Below are 23,829 nucleotides of genomic sequence, written 5' to 3'. Positions count from 1 at the left end.
TATGCTCCCTTTAAAAACTAGCTCCGCATTCCCCGGGTCCGAGTTGTAAAGTTTTCTTTTTTTAAGCTATAGTTGCATCAGTTAAGTCCATTGCGAAACGTAAAAGATTAAGGAGTTGCATATACCGTGATTCACATTCTTATCGCCGACGACGATCCGCACATTCGCGAATTGTTGACTTACTATTTGCAGACGGAGGGTTACGGCGTCATTGAGGCTGCCGACGGGGCGGAAGCCGCCGCGATTCTGGCCTCCCGCCCCGTTCATCTCGCCGTCATCGATGTCATGATGCCCGGCAAGGACGGATTCCAGCTCTGCGAAGAAATACGGGAGGACTATGATATCCCCGTCATTCTTTTGACCGCCAAGGATCAGCTCGCCGATAAAGAAAAAGGCTACGCCCTGGGAACCGATGACTACGTTACCAAGCCCTTCGAGCCGAAGGAACTGCTTTTTCGCATCAAGGCGCTGCTCCGGCGTTATCAGATGGTAAGCTCGGAGACCATCCGCCTGGGGGATACGGTCATCGACCGGAAGAGCTATGAGGTAAGAACGGGCGGGCAGCAACTGCTGCTGCCGATGAAGGAGTTCGAGCTCCTCTCCCAGTTGGCAAGCTATCCGAACCGGATTTTTACGCGCGAAGAGCTGATCGCCAACATCTGGGGCTTTGATTTTGCCGGCGATGACCGGACCGTTGACGTGCATATCAAGCGTCTGCGCGACCGTTTTGGAGAAAGCGGCGATTTTACCATTACAACCGTTCGGGGCGTGGGCTACAAATTGGAGGTTTTCAAGTGAGAAACCTATACCACCGCATCGTTGCCACCACCCTACTCGTAATGGTCCTTAGCAGCACACTCGCTTTTTTTGCCTCGAACCTGTACTACCAGTACAGACTAAAGCCTTTCAACGACGCCAAAGTCACGGGAATGGCCGAGGATATCAAGCAATACTATGAGCGGAACGAAAATATGGATCTGTCCTCATATCTGGATCATATCGGCGGTCTTGGATACCAGTTTTACATAGTGGATCAGCGGGGCCAGGGGCGTTTTTACGGGCCTGAGTTTCGAAAAGTAGAGTTGGGTACCCAACCCATCCAACAAGTGTTTGAAGGGGAAATCTATCACGGGATCGCTCGGTTTCCCGCCGGATTGTTCGTGACCGGATTTTTTGACAACGACCTCAGGAATACGATCGGAGTTCTTCTGCAGAAAAACGGCGAGCCGGCCTATGCCCTGTTCGTCCGTCCGAATGCCGTCATCCAGTTCGGGGAAATGCGTACCTTTTTGACGATGATCCTGCTGGTTTCTTTTATCCTGAGCATCCTGCTGGTTGCCTTTAGTACCAGATATGTGGTCAGGCCGATCGTTAAACTGACGGAGGCGACCAAAATGCTGGCGCGCGGGAATTACAAGATCAAGCTGGACGTAAAACGCGACGATGAAATCGGGAAATTGGCCGTTCATTTTTCTCAAATGGCGAAAAGCCTGGAACAGCTGGAAGCGATGCGTCAGGAGTTCGTCTCCAACGTCTCCCACGAAATCCAATCCCCGCTGGCGTCGATCCAGGGCTTTTCGCACACGCTCTTGACCGCGGACCTGCCGGAGGAGCAACGAAGGCGCTACCTGTCCATTATTGAGGATGAAAGCCGCCGTATGTCGCAGCTCAGTAAGCAGCTGTTGACGCTAGCCTCGCTCGAGAAAGAGGACGCCATTTTGGAAAAGAACGAGTTCGACGTGGGCGCTCAAATCCGGCAAGTGCTGTTCATGACCGAATGGAGCTGGAGGGACAAGGATCTTGCGGTAAAAATGGATCTGCCCTCGCTTTACATCAACGCGGATAGCAAGCTGCTGCACCAGGTATGGATCAATTTGATCACGAACAGCATCAAGTTCACGGAAGAAAGCGGAACAATTTCCGTCCGGCTGCGCCCTGAAGGGAAGGAGCATATTCGGGTCGAGATTGAAGATACCGGAATCGGGATTGCGGAGGAAGACTTGCCGTTTGTTTTTCAACGGTTTTACCGGGCGGACAAGTCCCGGAACCGCAAGGAAGGCAGCAGCGGCCTGGGACTTGCGATCGTCAGCAAAATCGTTGAAATGCACGGCGGCGAAATTACGGTCGACAGCGAGCCCGGCAAAGGAACAACGTTCCGCATCCGGCTGCCGATTCAATAGTCCGGGCAACTTGATACACACTTATATTCGGCTAAGGTTGCGTTCATTTTCCGTTCATAAAACCTGTCTATTCTGAATGTACGGCGGTGTTATTGGACCGCGGTTACAAATTTTTGGACGGGAGATGAACAACCATGTTTCTGGCTTTTCGTGAGCTAAAACATTCCAAAGTGCGCTACTTGCTTATATCTCTGATCATGGTCCTGATCGTCTGGCTGGTTCTGTTCGTATCCGGCCTGGCCAAGGGGCTATCGTCGGACAATGCCTCTTCCATACAAAGGTTGAACGCCGATTATTTGGTCGTCGATCAGAACAGCGATCACAGATTGAACCGATCTGTCATCACGGATGATCTGCTTGCCCAGGTGAAGCGGACCGTTATGGAGTCGGCCGGGGTCGAGGCTGCCCCGTTGGGAATACGGATGACTTCCGTAGCCCAAGCCGGTTCGCCCCAAAAAATCGATGCCGCCTTCTTTGCGGTTGAAGCGGAAGGCAGGCTTGCCCCCGCGGTAACGGAAGGAAGAATGATAGACGATACGGCAAAAGATCAGATCGTGGTCGACCGGTCTTTTAAAGCGGAAGGTTTTGCGATTGGGGACAAGATTGAGGATCAGGCCACCGGCCTTCAGTTCGAAATCGTAGGATTCACGGACGGGCAGTCGTTCAGCCATGCCCCCGTCATTCATATGAACTTTAACGCCTGGAGGACATTGACGGAAGGACCGCGGCTGGCAGACGGAGGGTATAATGCGATTGCTTTGAAAGCATCCGGCGAGGCCGCCGGTATGATTTCGGAACGGGTGCCTGGGATCGAGATCATTAGTAAATCCGAAGCCCTGAAGGGGATTCCGGGTTACAAGGAAGAACAGGGCTCTCTGCAGATGATGATCGCTTTTCTGTATATCATCGCCGCGTTCGTGCTGGCCGTATTTTTCTATGTGATGACGATTCAAAAACTGAACCAGTTCGGCGTTCTCAAAGCGATCGGCGCGAAAACCGGATACCTGGCGCGCAGCTTGATCTCCCAGGTCCTTTCGCTTTCCGTGGTCAGCCTGGCGACCGGCATCGCCCTGACCTATGGCGTTTCCCTGCTGCTGCCGGACAGTATGCCGTTTGAGATTAGCTTCGGCCTGATCGGCATAAGCGTTCTGCTATTCTTGATCGTGGCCGTGGCCGGTTCGCTGTTGTCCTTGTATCGGGTTGCCAAAGTAGATGCGATCGAAGCCATTGGGAGGGCTGCATAATGAATTCCGTTATCGAAAAACACAACGACGTGAAGTTTTGGTCCGATCCTACGAAGGTTGACGAAGCCAAATTGTTGCTCGATCAGGTCAGCAAAGTGTATGGAAACGGAGATGCCTCCTTTAAGGTTCTGGAGCGGGTTTCCTTGAAAGTCGATGCCGGCGAATTCGTCGCCGTTGTAGGGCCTTCGGGTGCGGGAAAAAGCACCTTTCTGTCCATCGCCGGGGCCCTGCTGTCGCCGACCGAAGGGCGGGTGCTTATCGGAGGCCAGGACGTCAGCAAGCTGTCCGGTGCGGCATTGAACGATGTCCGGCTTGCGAAGATCGGCTTTATTTTTCAATCCGCCAACCTTATCCCGTATTTAACGGTCCTTGACCAGCTGCTTCTGATCGGAGATCTGAGCGGTAAGCCGAAGAAAGAATCCGCCTTGAAAGCGAAAGCCTTGCTGGAACGTCTTGGCCTGGGTCATCGGTTGAAGCATTACCCCGAGTCCCTATCGGGCGGGGAACGGCAGCGGGCGGCCATCGCCCGGGCCTGGATGAATGATCCGGAGATCCTTCTCGCCGACGAACCGACCGCCAGCCTTGATTCCGAACGCGGCCGCGACGTCGTTCAAATGCTCGCCGATGAGGTAAAGCTCCGCGGAAAAGCCGCCGTCATGGTCACCCATGACTAGCGGATGCTCGACCTGTGCGACCGCGTCGTTTATATCGAAGACGGGAGGCTGTCGGAGGCATAGATCCGGTGTGGAGCTAATTCCCTTGCGTTGAAAATTTGCTGAGCGTGCGGGTCATGGTGCTTAGGCGGTGAGCTTGCTGCGTGCGGGGTCATGGTGCTTGGGCAGTCGGCGGCGCTGCGTGCGGGGGCATGGTGCTTGGGGCGGTAGGCGGTGCTGCGTGCGGGGTCATGGTGCTTAGGCGGTCGGCGGTGCTGCGTGCGGAGGGTCATGTTGCTTAGGCGGTGGGCGGTGCTGCGTGCGGAGTATGTTGCTTCGGCGGTCGGCGTTACTGCGTGCGGGGTCATGTTACTTGGGCGATGGGTGGTTCTGCGTGCGGGGTCATGGTGCTTGGGCGGTCGGCGGTGCTGCGTCCGGAGGATCATGTTGCTTAGGCGGTGGGCGGTGCTGCGTGCGGAGAATCATGTTGCTTGGGCGATGGGCGGTGCTGCGTGCGGGGTCATGTTGCTTGGGCGGTGGGCGGTGCTGCGTGCGGAGGGTCATGTTGCTTAGGCGGTGGGCGGTGCTACGTGCGGAATCATCGTTCGCTCAAAATAGCGCCCTTTTATGGTCTTATTTCTGGATTTTGGACACCATCCATCAAAATAGCGCCAAAAATGTCTCTTATTATTGCAAAAAGGGCGGTTTCCACCTGGAAACCGCCCTTTTTCAGTGAAATAAGGACCTTTTTGTCCGCTATTTTTAACGGAACGGATCCTTTCCTCGAAATAAGGACTATTTTTGTCCTTATTTCGTTCGCAGTCAGGCACCGTCCTGCTACATAAGGCACCCACGGGGGCTGCGATGCACCAAATGCGCAGTGGACCGGTCCAATTCAGGACCTCTCCCTTTTGAGTTGGGGTTCTCGCCTCAGGTTGAGATCCCGCATCAATCCATGGATTAGCCGCGGAACTCCTGCAATCCCTCGTTGAGCGAACGGGTCGCGGAGTACACTTGCTGGTACAGTTTGAATAAGCGAGCGTATTTTTCCACGTTTGCAGGGATCGGCTCGTACGTTTTGCCGTAGCCGATGAAGGTGTCGGCACATTCCTTCAGGGTGCCGAACCAGCCGCTGCCGACGGCGGCCATCATCGCCGCGCCCATCGCCGGGCCTTGCTCGTTCTTGAGCGATACGACCGGCGTACCGAAAATGTCGGCCTGCATTTGCAGCCAGACCGGATTCTTGGCGCCGCCGCCGATCGAAATGACGCGCTCGATCTCGATGCCGGCTTCGCGGAACAACTCCACGGACTCGGCTAGCGAGAACGTGATGCCTTCCATAACCGCACGTGCGAGATGCTCGCGGCGGTGCGTGCCGGACAGGCCGATGAAGCTGCCGCGAATGACGCTGTCCGCATGCGGCGTGCGTTCGCCGACGAGGTACGGCGTGAACAACAGGCCGTCCGAGCCCGGAGGCAACGAGCCGACCGGTTCCAGCAGCTCGTTAAAGCTGAGTTCCGGCGCGAGCGAATCCTTGAACCAGCTCAAGGAATAGCCTGCCGCCAGCGTAACGCCCATGGCGTAAAAAGCGCCCGGATGCGCATGGTTGAAGAAATGCACCTTGCCGGCGAAGTCCTTGCTCTTGTCCTCTTCATACGTGAGGACAACGCCCGAGGTGCCGATGCTGCACAGCGCATCGCCCTTGCGGACAATGCCGGCGCCCACAGCGCCGCAGGCATTGTCCGCGCCGCCGCCGAATACCCGCGTATTCGGCGAGAGCCCGCTTTGCTGCGCGAATTCCGGCAGCAGCGTGCCGGTTTCTTCCGTACTGCCCACGATCGGCGGGCAGAACCCTTCCGGAAGCCCGAACGCCTTCACGATTTCGTCGCTCCATTTGCCTTCCGGCACGTTCAGCAGCAGCGTTCCCGCCGCATCGGAAATTTCCATTTCAACGCGTCCGGTCATCCGGTAGCGCAAGTAATCCTTCGGCAGCACGAAACGAGCCGCCTTGGCGAACAACTCCGGCTCATGCTTTTGCACCCAGAGGATTTTCGGCAGCGTAAAGCCTTCCAGTGCCGCGTTTCTCGTAATCGCAAGCAAGTTGTCGCCCAACTTGGCTTCGATTTCCCGGCACTCTTGGGTCGTACGCGTATCGTTCCACAGAATCGCGTTGCGCAGCACATTGTTCTGCTCATCGAGCAGCACGAGTCCATGCATCTGACCCGAGAAGGACACGCCTTCGATGTCTTCCGCGGATACGCCGCCCTCCCCGAGCAGCTGCTTCAAGCAGGCAATCGTCCCCGTTACCCATTCCTCCGGGTTTTGTTCGCTGTATCCAGGATGCTCCTGAATCAGCGGGTACGCAGCCGTAGCTTCCCCTTTGATCTCGCCTTCCTTGTTCACAAGCACCGTCTTCACCGAGCTCGTGCCAAGGTCAATCCCGATAACATATTTCATCCGACATGCTCTCCCTTCAACCTCACTTGTCACTGGAACGATCCCAGCGCGGTAACGCCCATGAACCGACAAAAAGGGACGGCATGCGTCCCTTTTTGCGGATATTCAAAGCTGGTTCGCACCTGTTTCGATGCAATTATTTTGTATTGAAAATAAATTCGTTCAGGCGTGCTTTCACCAGTTCGAGGTGGTTCGACTTGTTGCGGATTTCTCCAAGGCCGAGAGCATAAGCTTCCAGCGATTTGAAGTCGGCTTTGCCGGACACGATGTCCGCGCCGATGCCGGACTTAAAGCTGTCGTAGCGCTCTGCGATCAGGTTGTCGAAGAATTTCTCTTCTTTCATTTTCGCGGCTACTTTCAAGCCTTTTGCAAATGTGTCCATACCCGCGATATGAGCGTAGAACAAATCTTCAGGCTCGAAGGAAGTACGTCTTACTTTCGCGTCGAAGTTCACGCCGCCGGATCCGATGCCGCCGTTTTCAAGAATTTCGTACATAGCCAAAGTCACGGAGTACAGGTCAGTTGGGAATTCGTCGGTATCCCAGCCGAGCAGCATGTCGCCTTGGTTCGCGTCGATGGAGCCGAGCATGTTGTTGATGCGGGCTACGCGCAGTTCATGTTCGAACGTGTGGCCTGCGAGCGTCGCGTGGTTGGCTTCCAGGTTAAGTTTGAAGTGGTCTTGCAAGCCGTATTTTTGCAGGAACGCGATCGTCGTAGCTGCGTCAAAGTCATATTGATGCTTGGTAGGCTCTTTTGGTTTTGGCTCGATCAGGAATTGGCCTTTGAAGCCGATTTCCTTCGCGTAGTCGATAGCCATTTGGAAGAATCTTGCCAGGTTGTCGAGCTCAAGGCCCATATCGGTATTCAGCAGGGATTCGTAACCTTCGCGTCCGCCCCAGAATACATAGTTTTCAGCGCCCAGCTCAACCGCGGTTTCAAGACCTTTTTTCACTTGCGCCGCAGCGTAAGCAAATACGTCCGCATTCGAAGTTGTAGCTGCGCCGTGTACATAGCGAGGGTTGGAGAACATGTTGGCCGTGTTCCACAGCAATTTAACGCCGCTTTGTTGCATGCCCTCTTTCAGCTTGGCAACGATCACGTCCAGGTTTGCGTTGGATTCTTTCAAGCTTGCGCCTTCCGGAGCCACGTCGACATCATGGAAGCAGTAGTAAGGAGCGCCGAGCTTCTCGAGGAATTCAAAGTTAACTTCTACGCGTTCTTTCGCCAAATCCAGGCCGGAAACGGTTTCCCAAGGACGGATCATGTTTGCCGCACCAAAAGGATCGGTACCGTTCATTGTAAACGTATGCCAGTAAGCAACCGCAAAACGAAGGTGTTCCTTCATCGATTTGCCGAGCACGACTTCATTTTCGTTGTAATGTTTGAATGCCAGAGGGTTGTTCGATCCTGCACCTTCATACTGAATCTTGTTCACGTTCTTAAAATAACTCACTTCAAAATCCTCCCCGCATAATTTGAGTTTAGCAAGCCCTTTCATGGCCTCCGATAGAACGAGCCTTCGGTGCTGAAAATGACTTGGTAGTAAGGTTTTGTAGAGTATCATGCCCCAAAGACCGGAGACAAATGCCCTTTTCAACTAGATCGTATCACGTTATACTTAGTTTGTCTAGTAAACTAACTAAGTTATTCAGTGAGCATTTTTTCTTTATGATATTATGGTGTTAAGAGCATGTCTGTTTATGGAGGAAAATGATGAAAATTACCGGGGACCAGCAGTTGATCAAAAAAATGAACAAGACCATCGTGCTGGACACGATCCGCGGGAGACAACCTTTGTCGCGGGCGGACATTTCGGCGGGAATCGGCCTGAACAAAGCGACCGTCTCTTCCCTCGTGGCCGAGTTGATCGACAGCCGTCTCGTCAACGAGATCGGCCCGGGCGAATCGAGCGGCGGTAGAAAACCGACCCTGCTATTATTTAATAAAAATGCGGGCTTTGCCATCGGCGTGGACATTCGGGTCAGCGATTTGCTGGCCGTACTCGTCGATTTGGAAGGTAATGTGGTCGTTGAAAAGAATGTACCGTTAACCGATATCGCACCCGAAAGCGTGCTTGAACAAATCCGCAAAACGGTCCGGCAGCTAAGCCGAAAAGCGCCTGAATCCCCTTACGGGATCGTCGGCATCGGCATCGGGGTTCCGGGACTCGTGGACGAAAAGAGCCGCGTCATTTCGGCCCCCAATCTCGGCTGGGAACAGGCGGATCTGGCAAAGGCTCTTGCCGAGGAATTCGGGGCCAACGTGCATATCGATAACGAGGCGAACGCCGGTGCGATCGGCGAAAAACTGTACGGGGCCGGTAAAGATTCTTTGAACCTGATTTACTTAAGCATCGGGATCGGGATCGGATCGGGGATTATCGTTGGAGGCGAGCTCTACCGGGGAACATCCAATTTCTCCGGGGAGGTCGGTCATATGACGATTGCCGAAGACGGCCCGCTCTGCCGCTGCGGCAACCGGGGCTGCTGGGAAACGCTCGCTTCCGAGAAAGCGCTGCTGGACAGGGCGGCTTCCGTTTGGAAGATAGATGCGGACGCGCCTCACCTGGAGGAAATTCTGAATGCCGCCAAGCAGGGCGACGAAAAAGCGGGGCTCCTGCTCCGGGAAATCGGCTCCCAGCTCGGCGTCGGACTTGCCAATTTGGTGAACATCCTCAATCCCGAGCTGATCGTGATCGGTAACCGACTGTCGCTCGCAGGCGAACTGTTCGAGGAGTCCATGCTGCAAACGATTAAAAGCCGGAGCCTGTCCTATCACCGGAAAAAGACCCAGGTCAGCTTCGCCAAGCTCGGCATCCGCTCGACGGCGCTGGGTGCGGCTTCCATGCCGATTACGGCATTTCTGGCCGACACCGACGTAAATATCAATACGCCGTAGTTTTTTCAATGAAATGCTTCAGAAACCATTCGGCATCTACTTCGGTACAAACGGCGACTTTGGGCTCTCCTTCGGGGGAGCCTACCGTTTTTCCGGTTTCTTCCCCTTCGGTAACGACCGTCACTTTCATCGGCTGAACCTTAACGAAATTCGGATCGATCGCTGCACCCACCGCGAGCGGATCGTGCAATCCGCAGCCGCCTCTTCCGGGATAACTCGATTCATAGAAATCCATGTAGAACTCCGTCATCTCAGCTAGGAAAACGGCGTCTTCACGGCCGGAAGCCCGCCATACGTCCAATTGGGCTCGCGGAAGCAGGGTTTGTAGCGTCACATCAAGGCCGACCAGCGTAAGCGGCAGACCGGAACCGAAAACGGCGGCAGCCGCTTCGGGATCAGCCACAATATTGGCTTCTCCGTAAGGAGTCACGTTTCCGGGCACGTTCACCGCCCCGCCCATGACGATCACTTCGCCCACCAAAGGAATGATACCAGGGTCTTTTTCTACAGCCAAAGCCAGGTTGGTCAGAGGTCCGACAGAAATGAGAGTAATCTCCCCGGGGTAACGCTTGACCTGTTCGATCATAAAATCGGCGGCATGTCCGGCCAGGGCGCTCCTTTGCGGGAGCTGTTTCAGCGCGTTGCCCAGCCCGTCCTCCCCATGCACGCGTCTCGCATAGGCTTTTTTTTCACCCCGGCGGTACGTTTCTTTCGCTCCCTCTACCACTGGAATCGGCTTCCCGATCTTCTCCAGCACGGCAAGGGTATTACGCGTCGCCTCCGCTACCGTGACGTTGCCGAAGCAGGTGGTCAGCCCCAACAGTTCCAGCTCCGGCGAATGCGCCGCATATACGATAGCCATCGCATCGTCAACGCCCGTGTCTACATCCAAAATTACCTTTTTCAATGATGCTCCTCCTGCTCGTCTAAAAAGGGTTTGTTTGCAAAATAATACATGAAGCCCATCAGCAGCACGCCGCCGACCAAGTTCCCCAGGGTAACCGGAATCAAATTGTGAATCACTCCGCCGACCGAAATGGTCCCGGGATGATTCAATACAAGCGCGATCGCAAAAGTACACATATTGGCGATGCTGTGTTCATAACCCGAAATAAAAAAGCAGAAAACGAACAGCATCATCGCGAACATTTTCGCACCGTCGCCCTTGAGCGACATCGGGATAAAGAAGGCAAGGCACACGAGCCAGTTACATAGGATCGCCCGGAAAAAGAGTTCCACCGTCGAAGTATTCATCTTATGCTCCACGACGTTCAGCAAAAATCCGTTCACCGAGGAGTCCGCGAACAATCCCGTAAGATAGATAAGCAGCGCGAATGCGCAGGCTCCCAGAATGTTTCCGATATAGCTCATCACCCACAGTCTGACGACCTGCAGCCATTTCAATTTTTTCCGCAGCGCGGCAAACGTATAATAGAATGTATTTCCAGTAAACAGATCCCCGCCGCCATAAGCAATCAGGATAATCGCGGCACCGAAAGTAATGGCGGCCATCGGATACGTCAGCGGCGAGTGCTCCAAATAAAAGAAGTTTCCGCTCTTGAAGGCTACGATCACCCCGAATCCGATGAACATGCTGGCAAGCATGGCTCTGGCGATGTAACGAAGCTGGCTCTGTTTGAAGATCTTATACTTTTTTAAAGCCAGTTCTTCCACTTTTAATAGCGATTCCGTTTCCATAATGTCTTGTCCGTCCCTCCTTGATATCTTATATTTTAAATTTCCTCAATCCGTTCTCCCCATTCTCCACAATTCCTATGGCTTGTCAAGCGCAAAAGGGATATTTACTTTTGCCGGAATTTTGTGCATAATAATTAGTATATGATAATGATTATCATTATTAAAGGAGTATGAAGCCATGAAAGTATCTACCCGTAAATCCTCACTGCAAATCGATGATTACCTCGATCTGCTGAATCTCGCTGCCAGTCTGGGCGACGCCAAGTGGCAGAAGGAAATTATCCGCAAGCTGGAGTTTTTGCAAACCGATTTACAGCCAAAATAGCACGAGTATCGGGAAACTCCGGGATTGACAAGTCCAGGGGGAATCATGTATATTTTACAAATATAGGATAACCGGAACACAGGGAAGCACCCGTGAAGCAAGGCACTGATCGTGTCTTTTGTTTCACGGGTGTTTTTTTGTGCCGGAATGAATTGAGGAGGAGAGTGTCACATGAAAAAGCACGCCCTGATGCTAACGATGACCGCGATGTTCATCTCATTATGCTTTGCGGGGAAGCCCGCATGGGCCGCGAGTCTGGAATTTACCGATTCGTTGACCACCGCGCTGAATAAAACGGCAGAGCAAGCCGGAGGGACGCTGAAGAGTAAATTGACCAAACAATACGCCGATTTATCGAAGCTTCAGAGTGAGGACACCGCCTTGCAGGGCAAGATTTCGGAATTACATTATTCCAATGAAGCCAGGCTTACGGCCGCACGCAAAAAGATCAAGGAAATCGACGCCGATAAGATTCGCAAGCTGGATGACCAGGTCAAAGCCGCAAAATCGAAATACCAGCCCCTCTTCAATTCTTATTCCTCGGTGAGCAAACAGGCCGCCGCGGCCAAAAAGTTGAAAGACAAGACTCTGTACAAACTGCTTCAAACCCAGGCTGACGGATTGAAAGTGGCCGTGACGCTGGCCAAGCAGGATATCAAAAACAAGGAGTCGTCATTGAAGACGGCCAAATCGGAAAAGACAAACAAGGCGGCGGAAATCCGTAAAATCCTGAACGAAACGGACTCGCAAAAAACGAAGATCAAATCGGAGAAAAGCTCCATCTCCTCCTCAAACAAATCGATTTCCACGGAATGGAGCAATTTTAAAGCGGCGGTCAAGAAGAGCGATGCCGGCCGTACGTCCGATACGCTCGCCCGGTTGTATACCCTCTCTTCCCAAGTGTTGAAAAACAAACAAAACATCTACAACCTGGAACAGAAGATTTCGGCATCCATCAAGAAAGCGGAGGACAAGCTGCGTTAACATTTGCCGTTGTACACGAAAGAAAGGCTGCACCGGGGTTGAATCCGGTACAGCCTTTCTTACTTAACTTGAAGCAATCCATGGGGCTCCATGGGGTATCTTCAACTAATCCTGCTCTTCTTGAGCGGAACCCGCAAGCCGTTCATGGCCCGCAAACAATTTGCCGCGGTATTCGAACGGAGTAATCCCCTCCAGTTCCTTGAACACCCTGGAAAACTGCTTCGTATTCTCAAAGCCGACCGCGGCTCCGATCTCCGACAATTTCAGCGTATCGGTTCCGATCATCTCTTTCGCTTTGCGAATTCGCACCTTTTTTAAATAGAGCACAAAGTTTTCTCCGGTGTAGGCTTTAAAAGCCTCGCTGAAATAGGAATAATTCAGAGAGACATGGTTGCTCACCATGGCCATGTTCAACGCACGATGATAGTTTTCTTCGATGTAGGCGACCGCTTCCCTCATATCCCCATGTTCGCTATGAGCCGAACGGATTCCTTTAATATATTCGTCCAGCCCCAACAGTAACTGCTCCAGCGACCTGTAGTAGTCATGAAAGTGGCGGAAGTTCGTCATCGTGCCTACCTTCCGGTACAGCTTCAATACTTCGATCGAAGCTTCCCCATATACCCGGAACACTTCATCCAGCACCTGTTCGTTGATGCGTCTGCTCACGGCTTCCAGATAAGCGATATCGATCCCGGGCAAAACCTCGATCCGGAAGATGTCATGCAGAAGCGACCCGATCTCCTTCCCCCGGTTGGTGCCCAGAATGTTGCCCAGCTTGCGGATCGCCTCCTCCGGTACGGGAAACATCAATCTTTTCCCCTGCAATTCACTGTACCAAATCAGGCGCGTTTTCGGAAAAATGAAGGTGTATTCCAGCGACGTCCGGGCATCCGCATAACATTTGGCGATGTCCTCCTGCCGGTTGCCCTCCTCGCTGATCCCCATCAGAAGACCGCCCAGATCCTTCTCTGCGGCGAGCTGCGACATTTCCGCGAATTTCCGCTGCGGGCCTCCGATCAACACAACCCGGCCTTCACTGTCGAGCAAGGAAGCGTTCAAATGGCCTTGAACGCTGCTGAGCATATGTTCGGCCAGCGATTTAAGTTCGTCTCGATTCATCCGACTTCCATCTTCATATTTATAGCTCAGCACCGCGACCGAAAATGGCAGAGAATAACCTTCGAATCCGATTTCGATTTTTCCGCCGGGCTTCCCCACCTCTTCCTCCGATAGCTCCGGCTGCATCAGAAGTTCCTGAAGCCGTCTCGACTGCAGTTGAATCCGGTACGCTTCCGTCGTTGCTATCTGTTCGGCCAACTGCGAACGCTTCTTCAGGTCCTCCTCGCTTTTGCGCAGGGCGGCGAACAGTTCGTCCCGGCGAATCGGCTTGAGCAGATAATCCATGACCTGATACCGGATTGCGGCTTTAGCGTATTCGAAATCTTCAAAACCGCTGAGGATAATGACGATCGGCCGCTGGATCCGGTCATCCGGTCCGGATGCCTCCGACAGCTTTTCAATCAAGGTGATCCCATCCATAACCGGCATGCGAATATCGGTGATAACGACGTCCGCCCCCTCGGAGCGATATAATTCCAGGGCCTCGGCTCCCTGCGTCGCGGTCATTACATGATAAAGGCCCGGAAACTCCCTCTCAATCATCGTCTTTAGTCCGAACCGGATATTTTTCTCGTCATCCACGATCAACAACTTGACCATTTTTGCCTACCCCTCCTGTCAAAAGCACTTTGGGTATGATCATAACTACGCTGGTATAGCCGCCCGGCTCACTGATCACTTCCAGACCATAAGCCTGACCGAAGAACAATCGGACCCTCTCCTGGACATTGATTAACCCGATTCCCCGGACCTTTTCATCCTTTCCGAAACCGCCGGGAACTTTCTCCCTTACGCCGATCAGACTTAGCTCCCTGTTTAACCGGCCTAACTGTTCGGGTTCGATCCCGTCTCCGTTATCCGTCACCGAAATCCGGATATTCTCCTCCTGCCATTCGGCAACCCGGATATCGATTTCCCGGGCCCCCGTCTCTTCTCCCGTCCAGGCATGTTTTACCGCATTTTCAACGATCGGTTGCAGCGACATTTTGAGCACCTCCAATTCCATATACTCCTCGGGTATATCAAGCCGGAGTTGAATGGGCTCGTCAAAACGGATATTCATAACCTCGATATAGTTCTCGATGTGCCGGACTTCATCGCGGAGTTTCACGTACTCTCCGGACCATTTGAAATTATATCTCATCATGCCGCCAAGAGAGGTCAGCGCATCGGAGATGGCCCTCTGATTCTCGATCTCGGCCAGCATCTTAATGTTTTCTAATGTATTGTAAAGGAAATGAGCGTCGATTTGGTTATGAAGCGTTCGCAGTTCGGCCTCCTTGGTCAGGGCCTGCTTATATACCGCCTGCGCCATCAGCGTATGGATGGTGTTCATCAGCTTCGAGAAGTGATGTGCCAGTTCCCCGACTTCGCCGCCTCCCCGGACGGCAATTCCTCGATATGCCTCTCCCTTCCGGACCCTTTTCATCTCTTCCGTCAGCAGGCGAAGATTTTTCAAGATAAAAGCATTCATAATATAAGTAATGAACGTCACGAGCGTGATGAAACCAATATTGGCTCCGATCAATAAATTGCGTGTATGGGATATTTCTTCCAGTACATTGTCCATGGATACAATATTAAGCAGATCCGCATTGATTTGCTCGATCGGCTTGTGCAGCAGAAGAAATGAATTTCCGTTCTCCGAGTAATTATCAACCCATTCCCCGGTTTCCTTGTAATGCTGAAGCCGCTCCCGGATCACCGCTTGCATTTTGGGATTGGCCTCAAGGAAGGAATTTTTGTCCCGGGTAAAAATCTGAGACTCGCTATCCACGATCAACATTTGCGATTGGCTGTCCTGAATGACGGAGTAGGTTCTGGGGCTAAACTTCTCCAGCAGCATATCTACCTGAACCATACCTACATGATGATTGGCCGGAATGCTCATTTCCCGAAGAAGAGACACCTTTGGCGTCAGTGCCGGGGTCTGCCCCTTATAGCGGTCGAGGATATCCGGGTCAGTGTAATGGAAGGACCAGGAATACGTTCCCTTCATCTGCTTTGCCTTCTGGTACCATACTTTATCAGCCACGCGGCTTTCGCGCAGGAACATCGGCCAAATTTCTATGATGTTATTGCTTGAGAACATGCGGAGATGCTCCACATTAGGGTTATAGTATTGAATACGTGTCAGATTCTTGAAGCTGTTGTTGTTGAAATTCACCAAATCCTCGGTAGCAGGCTCGCTAGTGTTAGCGAGGTACTCTCTTACTTCCGGATCTTCATACGCAACCTCTATGGCCCGAACCATGGATTCGATCTGCGTATGAATATGAAGTTCTTCCATATCGAGCAGGGAGTAATTCTTTTCCCTGGCATCCCGCACATACATGTTGTTAATCATTTCATACGAATAAAAGGACACCAACGCGCAAGGCCCCAAAATAATAAAAATGTAAGCGGCAATCAGGCGGCTCTGCAGCGAGCGGCGCCCGAACCAGTACATGAACGAATCCCATATCGATGTCCAGCGCTTGCTCCCCATAAGCGGTGACTCCTTTTTGCGAACACCCAAAAGCCCGCGGCATGCGGGCTTTTGGGCATGACGATTATTGCATGCCGAGTTTTTTCTTGTTCTCTTCGTATTTCGTTTGTTGGAATGCCATCACTTTGGCATTGCCGAGATCTTCCTTCTTCTTCATGTAATCCGCATAAATCTTATCAAACTCCGCCTCGGAAGAAGCCATCAACAGCTTAGGCAGCGTCTTGCCGCGCAAATCCTTGATTTTGGTGAGAATGATGCCCTCCTCGGAATTGGCCAGCGGATCCAGCAAGTCGAATTCGGAGACACTGTTCGTCTTGCCGCGGGTCCAGTCTTCCAATTGCTTGTATGGTTCTACGGCTTGAGGCGCCCATTGATAAGTAATATTAGTATCTTGCATCATCCAGAACGTGAACGAGGATCCGTATTGCTTGTCGAATGCCGCGCGGTCTTTGTTCATCAGTTCGAATGCTTCAGGCTTGAATTGATCTTTTCCATCAATAGTATCATAGCTGACGCCTTTTTCGCCAAGGAAAAGGTCTTTCTGGCCTTCTTCACTCATCAGGTAGCTCAGGAATTTGATAGCGCGAGCTTTGTCCTTAACATCCTTGGAAATCAGGGTTACTGTCCAGCCGGAAATGGAAGGGCCGTTCAGCTTAGGCGCATCCAGGTTGGTGTTAGCCGGACCGTCCACGGCGATATAGATCTTGTTAGGATCTTGTTGATACAAGGTACCCAATTGAGCCGCAAAATCCGTGCGTTGATACAGCATAGCAAAGTAACGGCCTTGGGCGATTTTTTCTTCCATTTGTGCGCGTTTGTCAATGAAGATATCCTTTGCCAGCAAACCGTCTTGATTCGCTTGACGCAGCGTCTTCAACCAGCGTACATATTCAGGATCGCTTTCGCGGTCATACAGCTTGCCGTCCTTTTCTCTTGGGATGGCCAGGAAGTTCTGAATATAACCTTCCAGGGAATCGTTGCCGGTGGCCGTGAATTCATGCAAGCCGAGCGGAATGATCGGCTGGCCGTCGATCTCAGGGAACATTTCTTTTGCTTTTTTCAGAGCAGCCAAGAAGCCTTCAGGCGTACGCATGTCCGGGCTGCCGATCGCTTCGTAAATATCCTTGCGGACAACGAACGTTTGGTTGGATACATAAGTATCTCCATATTTTTCATAGTCTTTAGGGGAAGAGGAAGAGTTCGGGTATCCGTACACATTGCCGTCCTCTTGAGTGTACCAGCCGAGTTTGTCCGGATCGGCCACTTTAAAGAAGTACGGATCATATTCTTCCGCCAATTTATTCAGCGGTTCAACGAGACCGCCTTCGATCATTTTCTTCACGCCGTCTTCATACCAGCCGAGGGTAATGAAGTCAGGCAGTTTGCCGGAAGCGATCAGCGTATTCAGCTTCTCATTTTCGTTACCGGCCGGCACGATAAAGTTAATGTCGACGCCGGTCTTTTTGGTTACGTATTGGGACGTCGGATCGACTCCCCATTTATTCGGGAACCAGGCAAAGTTCAAATACCAGTCGAACGTAATCGGAGACGTGTCGGACTTCCAGCCCGGTTCATCGCCCGATGGTTTAGCAGCCGGTTCGGACGGTGTCGTCGTATCCTTAGCGGCGTTGTTAGCGTTTTCTGTTTTGGCCGCATTATTGCCGTTACCGCCGCAAGCGGCCAGAGACAGAACCATGATACATGCCATCAAAAGCATCATCATTTTTTTGGACTTACTTTTCATGCCCATGCTTTTTTACCCCTTTTCTGATTATGGTGTAATGCTATAATGTGCAACTCCAGAACCGCCCTTGGCGGTCCGGAGGAGTTACTGAATTCATGCGGGCCTGTCTAGGATTAGCCCTTGATGGAACCGATCATCATGCCTTTGACGAAATAACGCTGCAGGAACGGATAGGCAAATACGATCGGAAGCGTTGTGACCACCATCGTCGCCAATTTAACGGACTGCGAGGTTACCGTTTTCGTGACTGCGCTTCCTTGCAAGGCGGTAGTCATAATATTGGAGCTCGACTGCGCCACCACCCTGTAAAGGAAGGTCTGAATCGGCTGCAGCGACTCGTTGTTGACATAAATAATTCCTGCAAAGTAGTCGTTCCATTGATATACGCCGTGGAACAGGGCAATAGTGGCAAGCACCGGCATAGATACCGGAAGTACGACCCTTAGAAAGACCGTCCAGTCGTTCGCCCCGTCGATCCGCGCCGCCTCTTCCAATCCGTCGGGAATTTCGCGGAAGAAGGTCATGAAAATAATGAGATCAAAAAAGCTGAACAGCACCGGAAGAATATAAACCCAAAAGGTGTCGATCAAATGCAGATCGCGAATGAGCAGGTAAGTTGGAATAAGACCGCCGGAGAAGATCATCGTGATCGTTCCCATCAGGATATAAAACTTGCCGCCAATCAAACCCTTGCGCGAGAAAGCATAGGCTACCATGGCTGTAAAGAAGACATGCGCCACCACCCCGAGGACGGTCTTGGCAACGGTGAGTCCCATCGCGGTCATAATGCCCGGGTTGTTGAACACAGCCTCGTAGTTCTCCAGACTGAATACCCGCGGCCACCAGTATATCCCCCCCAACATGGCATCCTTGCCGTCGTTGAACGAATTGATCAGGACATACCAGATCGGATATAGCGTAACAAAGCAGATGATGAGCATTCCCAGGTTGTTAAAGGTATCGAAGGCGACATCGCCTTTTGTTCTGCGTTTGGTTAAAAACATGTGCATGTCCTCCTTGGCCTAAAACAACGAAGTGTCGTTGAGTTTTTTGGATACTTGGTTCGCAATCAGCAGCAACGTGATCGCAATTACGGATTTAAACAATCCGATCGCCGCAGAGTACGAATATCGGCCGGAAGAAATACCTGTATAATATACATAGTAATCAATGACATTACTAGCGCTGTCGTTCAGTGCGTTGCGCAATACCAGGATCTGGTCGAAGTTGGAGTTCAGCACGCCGCTGACGGCCAAAATGAACAGGATGCTGATCGTGGCCTTGATGGCCGGAAGCGTAACGTACCACATTTGTTGGAAACGTCCGGCACCGTCAATTCGGGCAGCCTCATACATTTCAGGAGAAATGCTCGTGATCGCGGCCAGATAAATAATCGCGGACCATCCGAGCTCCTTCCAAATATCCGAAGTGATGACGATCGTCCAGAAATACTTCGGTTCCGCCAGGTAAGAAATCGGCTGATCAACCAATTTCAGCGCCATTAAGATTTCATTAATAATTCCCACGTCCGACAACCAGGTTGCAAGAATTCCGCCCAGTACGACCCAAGACAAGAAGTGAGGCAGATAGGAAATCGTCTGGATCGCCTTCTTGAAGCGCAGCGAGCGCACCTCGTTCAAGAAGAGAGCGAACATAATCGGCAGCGGGAACGTCAACAGCTTGAGCAAGCTGATGCCCAGCGTATTTTTCATGACATACCCGAAATTTTCATCCGACAAAAATTCTTTGAAATGCTCCAGTCCGACCCAAGGGGCTTCGGAAATGGTTCTGATAATGTCGTAATCCTTAAACGCAATGATGATGCCGTACATGGGAATGTAGTTGAAAATAATCATCCAGGCGATGCCGAGAAGTGCCATGATTTGAACATGCCGTTGCGAATATAGTTTTTTCAGCCATTTGCGCCTTGCTGCGGAAGGCGTCGGTTCCTTCCTTATCCTGGCTGCGGGCTGTAGCTGCGGAGTCTGTTGTGTCTCCATTGATCTCTGACCTCCAAGCTGATGCGGAATGGATTGCAAGCACTTTCATTGCTATTGCTATCATTGTAATTGGATTGCCGTTTCAGCATAAGGCTTCAGATTTCGTATCGGGGGCTATTTTTTCGGCTTTCAAAAAATAATCCATTGATTTCCTTTATCCCCCCCATGTATGATGGGATTAGGATGTACTCCCGTATGCCGGTCATCATCAGCTTTATACCTGCCCGTTTACGGTTATTATTAGGGGGACTTACAGTGGACAAGGACGTCAAACATGCCCGAATCGATTCGATCATTCAATCTTCCGCTTTGCTGAGCTCCATCGACAGGATGGCCGTCGGACTGGCGATTACCGATCCCAACATGCCGGACAATCCGATCGTGTATGTCAATCAAGGCTTTGAGCGAATCACCGGGTACTCCCGTGAAGAAGTCTTGATGCGCAACGCGCGTTTTCTTCAAGGCGAAGAGACGGACAAGAATCATCTGAGCGTGATCCGTCAGGCGATCAAGGATGGACGGGCGGATACGGTTACGATTAAAAATTACAAGAAGGACGGCAGCACCTTTTGGAATCAGTTCATCATCAGTCCCATCATGAAAGCGGACGGAAAGCCGGAATTTTTTGTAGGGGTTCAGTTTGATGTAACGAAGGAAATGGATGATTGGAACGCCTCCAAGCAGCAAATCCACATGCTCTCCTATTTCGATCCGATCACAGGGCTTTTAAATATGAATCGTTTTAAAGAGGTCGTCAAAACGGAGCTGGCCGCTACCGACAGCGAACAGAAGACCGCCGCTATTTTGCGCGTCAATCTGAACAGGTTCCGATACATTAACGAAAGTTACGGGGAAATCGCGGGGAATGAGCTCCTTGTCGGCGTTGCGCAACGGATCTGCAGCTGCTTTACCGAAGGAACGCCGATCTGCCGCAGCTTTGCCGATGAGTTCATTATTCTTCTGCCGCGCATCGCGGATCCTCTGCAAATTCATCGGATGGCCAATGAATTAAGTTCGCTGCTCAAGCAGCCGTATAAGCTGTATGGCGAGGATCTCAGCATCGGGTTCGCCATGGGGATCAGCATTTATCCGGATGACGGCAAGGATGTGCCTCAACTGCTGAAGCATGCCGAACTGGCCATGAAGGAAGCAAAAAGCGAATCGCTGAGCGATCCGCACTATTTTGACTATTATTTGGTGGACAAATTGCAGGAACGGGTACGCATCGAGAAGAAGCTGCCGCGGGCTTTGGCGGAAGGCGAATTTGAACTGTTCTACCAGCCGAAGGTCGATCTGACGGAGCGTAAACTAACCGGGCTGGAGGCGCTGATCCGTTGGAACGATCCTGAAATGGGGCGTATCTCCCCCGCTTCCTTCATTCCGATCGCCGAAGACAGCGGGTTTATCGTCGAGCTCGGAGAATGGGTGCTTTGGGAAGCCTGCCGCACGAACAAGCGGTGGCAAGACGCGGGATATCCGAAGCTGCCGGTTTCGGTCAATGTCTCGGCCGTGCAATTCCGGCATCCCCATTTCGTCCGGACGGTAGAAACGGTGCTGGAACAAACCGGCCTGGAGCCGAAATACCTCGAGCTGGAGGTTACCGAATCGCTGCTGAACGAACCCGTGTTAATTAAGGATCGGCTCGATTCCTTGAAGAAACGGGGAATTTCCTTGTCGATCGATGATTTCGGAACAGGTTACTCCTCCATTTATTACTTGAAGGAGCTCCCATTGCAGGTGCTCAAAATCGACCGCACCTTCATTCAAAATACGCCTTCCTCGCAAAGGGATAACTCTTTGTTGTTATCCATCATCCAGCTGGGCAAATCCTTGGGACTGACCGTGCTGGCGGAAGGCGTCGAGACGGAAGAGCAGTTCGATTTCCTGCGCAGTCACGACTGCGATCAGATTCAGGGCTTTTACTACAGCCGACCGGTCGACAGCGTGGAGATGGAAAAAATGCTGCGCGAGGGCCAGAACGCCTTCAGTTAGCATGGCCGCCGCTTCGGAATTTCACCAATATGAAATGCAAATGAGAAGCCCTTTCGTTTTCCGGTTGGAAGACGGAAGGGCTTTTTTGTTGCTTCAGCGTTGTGCCGGGGAGGAAGTTCGAGGGCGCCAGGTGGCATCCCGGAGGCTAACGGAAGCTACAGCCGTTATTTCAATAAAATGGCCTCTATTTATTTTCTAACGGATCTGAGAGCCGTTATATAACTGCGAATGGCACTTTTTCAAGCCAAATGAAGGAAATAAGGTCTCCTGCTTCCGTTACATTTTCGAAAGTTCGATTTTTGAGTAAATAACGGCTGTAATATCCGTTAGATTAGTCCCACCAATTATCGAAGCTTATGTCCCTGTGACAAATTTTGGTGTGTGCGGCCCACTTTTACTCTATGATGGATTGCTAGATACGGAGTCCAGTTAAAGGGGATCGGGATCGAATGATCAAATTGGACGAAAAGGATTATGGCTTAGCCAGTGAAGCGTTGCGCCAAGTGCCGATCAATACGTTATTTGCCCAGGCGGTGATCGCCGGACAAGTTGAAGGAGAGGTCTATACGGACAATCCGTCCTCGCCCTCCGCTTTTTATATCCGGCATACCTACGCTATGTCGCTGCTGTTCGGCAGGACGGAGAACGCTCTTTTTCATCGGAAACTGCGCGAGTACCTTGTGGACGCCGGCCACGTCCGGGGAGCCGCGGAGTGGCTCCAGGTGTTTCCCGACGATTGGAACGTCCTGCTCAGAGAACTGGTTACGACGACGGAAGCGGAACCCCGCTTAATTTCCGAAAACACAAGAGTGAATTTCGTCTTCGACCGCAACAAATTCGAAGCCTCCATCCGCGGGCTTTCCTTGGATCGGCACAGGGCTGTCCCTATGACCAAGGAGCATTTCGCCAAGCTGAACGGCCGCGTCACTCCCAAACTTTTCTGGAAAAGTGCCGGTCAATTCCTCGCGGAAGGAATGGGATATTGCCTGATCGAAAACGGGGAACCCCTGTCCATTGCCTTTTCCGCCTATCGTATCGGGAATCCTACCGTACAGATTCCCTATTATCGGCTGGAAACAAGCTGACGCAAAAGCGTATGATTTTCAGCTCGATTCCGGGGTCGCTTCTACCGAAGCTAGCCCCCACGACGCTGCAGATCCCGCAAATCCTTCCAATGGATCAGGCGGATTCCTTCCTGGGAAATGGTCTCCTGAACCTCGGGGTCCCGAAACAGCTCGAAGTCCCATTGTCTTTTTTCCCATTCGTTATGGATGGAACGAAGCTCTTCGTTCGCCAATCCCGGATGGATGATGATTTCGGATACGCCTGGCTCCAAGGCACGCAAAACGCCAATCATGTCCTTTTTGTACGATTCATAGGTCTCGTCCGGCTGTTTGCGGAAGGGCAGCCCGATGAGATGATCCAGGATGACGACGCCCATGCTGTCCGCAAGCGCAGCGACTTGTTTGGCGAGCTCCGCCAGCTCCGCAGGCACCTTTTCCATTAAGGGCAACGAACGCGGCATACGAAACGGAAGCCCGTACCGGGCACACGCCTCGAAAACGACATCCAAAAAATGATGGCCTGCGGCCAACCCGTATAAACTTCCCATATGGTTATCCAGATGCGTCGGATCGATTCCCATCGTTCTCGCCATCTCGATCTGGCCGACGATCTCCCGCCGGACCTGCTCCCGGTCAGCTTGGGACTCGAAAGAGAAGCAGTCCGCCGGAAAATAGCCTTCCTTCGTCACCAATGTGCTAACGCTACCGTCCCGGGTTACCGGCCCCCATTTATACCCGTCCCATTCGCTTGTAAAAGTAAGGTGTACGCCAACCTGATATTCGGGATGGGCCGCACCCCATACCGCGGCCTCCTTCGCCCACCCGCAAGGAAACATCAAGGTCGATGAGGAAATCGCGCCTTCTTCGAACAATTGCTGGATCGCCAGGTTATTCGCATGGCACATCCCGAAATCGTCGGCGTTCACAATCAGTAGTATGGCCTCCGGTCCGTATCCCAATTTTTCTCCCAGATTCATCGC

Annotated in this window: 20 protein-coding genes; 10 read left to right on the top strand and 10 right to left on the bottom strand. The window is 52.1% G+C overall.

The window, feature by feature from the left end:
- The first annotated feature begins 126 nt into the window (after positions 1-126).
- From ACSFXJ_RS02415 to ACSFXJ_RS02395, 5 genes are all read left to right on the top strand, one after another.
- A complete protein-coding gene (locus ACSFXJ_RS02415; protein WP_435923638.1) occupies positions 127-798 on the top strand; it encodes a response regulator transcription factor in 672 nt (223 codons plus the stop codon).
- Positions 795-2,180 (top strand): sensor histidine kinase, encoded by a 1,386-nt coding sequence (locus ACSFXJ_RS02410; protein ID WP_435923637.1) that lies wholly within the window; start codon positions 795-797, stop codon positions 2,178-2,180. Before ACSFXJ_RS02415 ends, ACSFXJ_RS02410 begins: the two co-directional genes overlap by 4 nt.
- A gap of 134 nt (positions 2,181-2,314) precedes the next feature.
- Positions 2,315-3,424, top strand: coding sequence for an ABC transporter permease (locus tag ACSFXJ_RS02405; RefSeq protein ID WP_435923636.1), 1,110 nt, complete (start codon positions 2,315-2,317; stop codon positions 3,422-3,424).
- Positions 3,424-4,098, top strand: a complete 675-nt coding sequence (locus tag ACSFXJ_RS02400; RefSeq protein ID WP_435923635.1) for an ABC transporter ATP-binding protein — start codon at positions 3,424-3,426, stop codon at positions 4,096-4,098. The genes ACSFXJ_RS02405 and ACSFXJ_RS02400 overlap by 1 nt, the downstream gene beginning before the upstream one ends.
- Positions 4,099-4,368: 270 nt before the next feature.
- On the top strand, positions 4,369-4,650 hold the full coding sequence (locus ACSFXJ_RS02395; protein WP_435923634.1) for a hypothetical protein: 282 nt from the start codon (positions 4,369-4,371) through the stop codon (positions 4,648-4,650).
- 387 nt (positions 4,651-5,037) lie between these two features.
- Here the strand turns inward: ACSFXJ_RS02395 and xylB are convergent, their stop codons facing one another.
- Together xylB and xylA are read right to left on the bottom strand one after the other, a co-directional pair.
- Positions 5,038-6,534 carry a xylulokinase gene (gene xylB, locus ACSFXJ_RS02390; protein WP_435923633.1) on the bottom strand — a complete coding sequence of 499 codons (1,497 nt, stop codon included), beginning with the start codon at positions 6,532-6,534 and terminating at the stop codon, positions 5,038-5,040.
- A gap of 136 nt (positions 6,535-6,670) precedes the next feature.
- Positions 6,671-7,987, bottom strand: coding sequence for a xylose isomerase (xylA, locus tag ACSFXJ_RS02385; protein ID WP_435923632.1), 1,317 nt, complete (start codon positions 7,985-7,987; stop codon positions 6,671-6,673).
- Between the two features lie 260 nt (positions 7,988-8,247).
- Here xylA and ACSFXJ_RS02380 point away from each other — a divergent pair, with 260 nt between their 5' ends.
- The gene (locus ACSFXJ_RS02380; RefSeq protein WP_435925659.1) at positions 8,248-9,432 is read left to right on the top strand and encodes an ROK family protein; all 1,185 of its coding nucleotides are present in this window, start codon (positions 8,248-8,250) and stop codon (positions 9,430-9,432) included.
- On the opposite strand, the gene ACSFXJ_RS02375 is transcribed toward ACSFXJ_RS02380, so the two are convergent.
- Both ACSFXJ_RS02375 and ACSFXJ_RS02370 read right to left on the bottom strand, forming a co-directional pair.
- Positions 9,419-10,339, bottom strand: a complete 921-nt coding sequence (locus ACSFXJ_RS02375; protein ID WP_435923631.1) for a nucleoside hydrolase — start codon at positions 10,337-10,339, stop codon at positions 9,419-9,421. The genes ACSFXJ_RS02380 and ACSFXJ_RS02375 overlap by 14 nt on opposite strands.
- The gene (locus tag ACSFXJ_RS02370) at positions 10,336-11,130 is read right to left on the bottom strand and encodes a formate/nitrite transporter family protein (RefSeq protein WP_435923630.1); all 795 of its coding nucleotides are present in this window, start codon (positions 11,128-11,130) and stop codon (positions 10,336-10,338) included. Before ACSFXJ_RS02370 ends, ACSFXJ_RS02375 begins: the two co-directional genes overlap by 4 nt.
- 178 nt (positions 11,131-11,308) lie before the next feature.
- Between ACSFXJ_RS02370 and ACSFXJ_RS02365 the strand changes: the two genes are divergently transcribed.
- A complete protein-coding gene (locus ACSFXJ_RS02365) occupies positions 11,309-11,455 on the top strand; it encodes a hypothetical protein (RefSeq protein ID WP_435923629.1) in 147 nt (48 codons plus the stop codon).
- Between the two features lie 171 nt (positions 11,456-11,626).
- Positions 11,627-12,439, top strand: coding sequence for a hypothetical protein (locus ACSFXJ_RS02360; protein WP_435923628.1), 813 nt, complete (start codon positions 11,627-11,629; stop codon positions 12,437-12,439).
- A 105-nt stretch (positions 12,440-12,544) separates the two neighbouring features.
- Here the strand turns inward: ACSFXJ_RS02360 and ACSFXJ_RS02355 are convergent, their stop codons facing one another.
- The 5 genes from ACSFXJ_RS02355 to ACSFXJ_RS02335 all read right to left on the bottom strand — a co-directional run bounded on the left by ACSFXJ_RS02355 (position 12,545) and on the right by ACSFXJ_RS02335 (position 19,793).
- Positions 12,545-14,161 (bottom strand): response regulator transcription factor, encoded by a 1,617-nt coding sequence (locus tag ACSFXJ_RS02355; protein ID WP_435923627.1) that lies wholly within the window; start codon positions 14,159-14,161, stop codon positions 12,545-12,547.
- The gene (locus ACSFXJ_RS02350; protein ID WP_435923626.1) at positions 14,136-16,049 is read right to left on the bottom strand and encodes a cache domain-containing sensor histidine kinase; all 1,914 of its coding nucleotides are present in this window, start codon (positions 16,047-16,049) and stop codon (positions 14,136-14,138) included. Before ACSFXJ_RS02350 ends, ACSFXJ_RS02355 begins: the two co-directional genes overlap by 26 nt.
- Positions 16,050-16,113: 64 nt before the next feature.
- Complete coding sequence (locus ACSFXJ_RS02345) at positions 16,114-17,799, bottom strand: extracellular solute-binding protein (RefSeq protein ID WP_435923625.1); 1,686 nt, start codon at positions 17,797-17,799, stop codon at positions 16,114-16,116.
- 107 nt (positions 17,800-17,906) lie between these two features.
- Complete coding sequence (locus ACSFXJ_RS02340; protein WP_435923624.1) at positions 17,907-18,797, bottom strand: carbohydrate ABC transporter permease; 891 nt, start codon at positions 18,795-18,797, stop codon at positions 17,907-17,909.
- Positions 18,798-18,815: 18 nt separating this feature from the next.
- Positions 18,816-19,793, bottom strand: a complete 978-nt coding sequence (locus ACSFXJ_RS02335) for an ABC transporter permease (protein ID WP_435923623.1) — start codon at positions 19,791-19,793, stop codon at positions 18,816-18,818.
- Between the two features lie 255 nt (positions 19,794-20,048).
- On the opposite strand from ACSFXJ_RS02335, the gene ACSFXJ_RS02330 reads away from it, so the two are divergent.
- Together ACSFXJ_RS02330 and ACSFXJ_RS02325 are read left to right on the top strand one after the other, a co-directional pair.
- Positions 20,049-21,785 (top strand): putative bifunctional diguanylate cyclase/phosphodiesterase, encoded by a 1,737-nt coding sequence (locus ACSFXJ_RS02330; protein ID WP_435923622.1) that lies wholly within the window; start codon positions 20,049-20,051, stop codon positions 21,783-21,785.
- Positions 21,786-22,234: 449 nt separating this feature from the next.
- Complete coding sequence (locus ACSFXJ_RS02325; RefSeq protein ID WP_435923621.1) at positions 22,235-22,870, top strand: GNAT family N-acetyltransferase; 636 nt, start codon at positions 22,235-22,237, stop codon at positions 22,868-22,870.
- Positions 22,871-22,920: 50 nt separating this feature from the next.
- On the opposite strand, the gene ACSFXJ_RS02320 is transcribed toward ACSFXJ_RS02325, so the two are convergent.
- Positions 22,921-23,826 carry a polysaccharide deacetylase family protein gene (locus ACSFXJ_RS02320; RefSeq protein WP_435923620.1) on the bottom strand — a complete coding sequence of 302 codons (906 nt, stop codon included), beginning with the start codon at positions 23,824-23,826 and terminating at the stop codon, positions 22,921-22,923.
- Between the last annotated feature and the right edge of the window lie 3 nt (positions 23,827-23,829).

Origin of the sequence: Paenibacillus salivarius (assembly GCF_051307165.1) — a bacterium.
Classification (GTDB): Bacteria; Bacillota; Bacilli; order Paenibacillales; family Paenibacillaceae; genus Fontibacillus.
The sequence above is the reverse complement of the archived record's forward strand: the minus strand, read 5'-3'. Positions and strand labels throughout refer to the sequence as shown.

What these genes read in the sequence shown, in the direction of transcription:
- ACSFXJ_RS02405 (WP_435923636.1), top strand. Translation starts at nt 2,315, where the DNA reads ATGTTTCTGGCTTTTCGTGAGCTAAAACATTCCAAAGTGCGCTACTTG.
- ACSFXJ_RS02400 (WP_435923635.1), top strand. Translation starts at nt 3,424, where the DNA reads ATGAATTCCGTTATCGAAAAACACAACGACGTGAAGTTTTGGTCCGAT.
- ACSFXJ_RS02395 (WP_435923634.1), top strand. Translation starts at nt 4,369, where the DNA reads ATGTTGCTTAGGCGGTGGGCGGTGCTGCGTGCGGAGTATGTTGCTTCG.
- xylB (WP_435923633.1), bottom strand. Translation starts at nt 6,534, where the DNA reads ATGAAATATGTTATCGGGATTGACCTTGGCACGAGCTCGGTGAAGACG.
- ACSFXJ_RS02380 (WP_435925659.1), top strand. Translation starts at nt 8,248, where the DNA reads ATGAAAATTACCGGGGACCAGCAGTTGATCAAAAAAATGAACAAGACC.
- ACSFXJ_RS02370 (WP_435923630.1), bottom strand. Translation starts at nt 11,130, where the DNA reads ATGGAAACGGAATCGCTATTAAAAGTGGAAGAACTGGCTTTAAAAAAG.
- ACSFXJ_RS02365 (WP_435923629.1), top strand. Translation starts at nt 11,309, where the DNA reads ATGAAAGTATCTACCCGTAAATCCTCACTGCAAATCGATGATTACCTC.
- ACSFXJ_RS02360 (WP_435923628.1), top strand. Translation starts at nt 11,627, where the DNA reads ATGAAAAAGCACGCCCTGATGCTAACGATGACCGCGATGTTCATCTCA.
- ACSFXJ_RS02355 (WP_435923627.1), bottom strand. Translation starts at nt 14,161, where the DNA reads ATGGTCAAGTTGTTGATCGTGGATGACGAGAAAAATATCCGGTTCGGA.
- ACSFXJ_RS02350 (WP_435923626.1), bottom strand. Translation starts at nt 16,049, where the DNA reads ATGGGGAGCAAGCGCTGGACATCGATATGGGATTCGTTCATGTACTGG.
- ACSFXJ_RS02345 (WP_435923625.1), bottom strand. Translation starts at nt 17,799, where the DNA reads ATGGGCATGAAAAGTAAGTCCAAAAAAATGATGATGCTTTTGATGGCA.
- ACSFXJ_RS02340 (WP_435923624.1), bottom strand. Translation starts at nt 18,797, where the DNA reads ATGTTTTTAACCAAACGCAGAACAAAAGGCGATGTCGCCTTCGATACC.
- ACSFXJ_RS02335 (WP_435923623.1), bottom strand. Translation starts at nt 19,793, where the DNA reads ATGGAGACACAACAGACTCCGCAGCTACAGCCCGCAGCCAGGATAAGG.
- ACSFXJ_RS02325 (WP_435923621.1), top strand. Translation starts at nt 22,235, where the DNA reads ATGATCAAATTGGACGAAAAGGATTATGGCTTAGCCAGTGAAGCGTTG.
- ACSFXJ_RS02320 (WP_435923620.1), bottom strand. Translation starts at nt 23,826, where the DNA reads ATGAATCTGGGAGAAAAATTGGGATACGGACCGGAGGCCATACTACTG.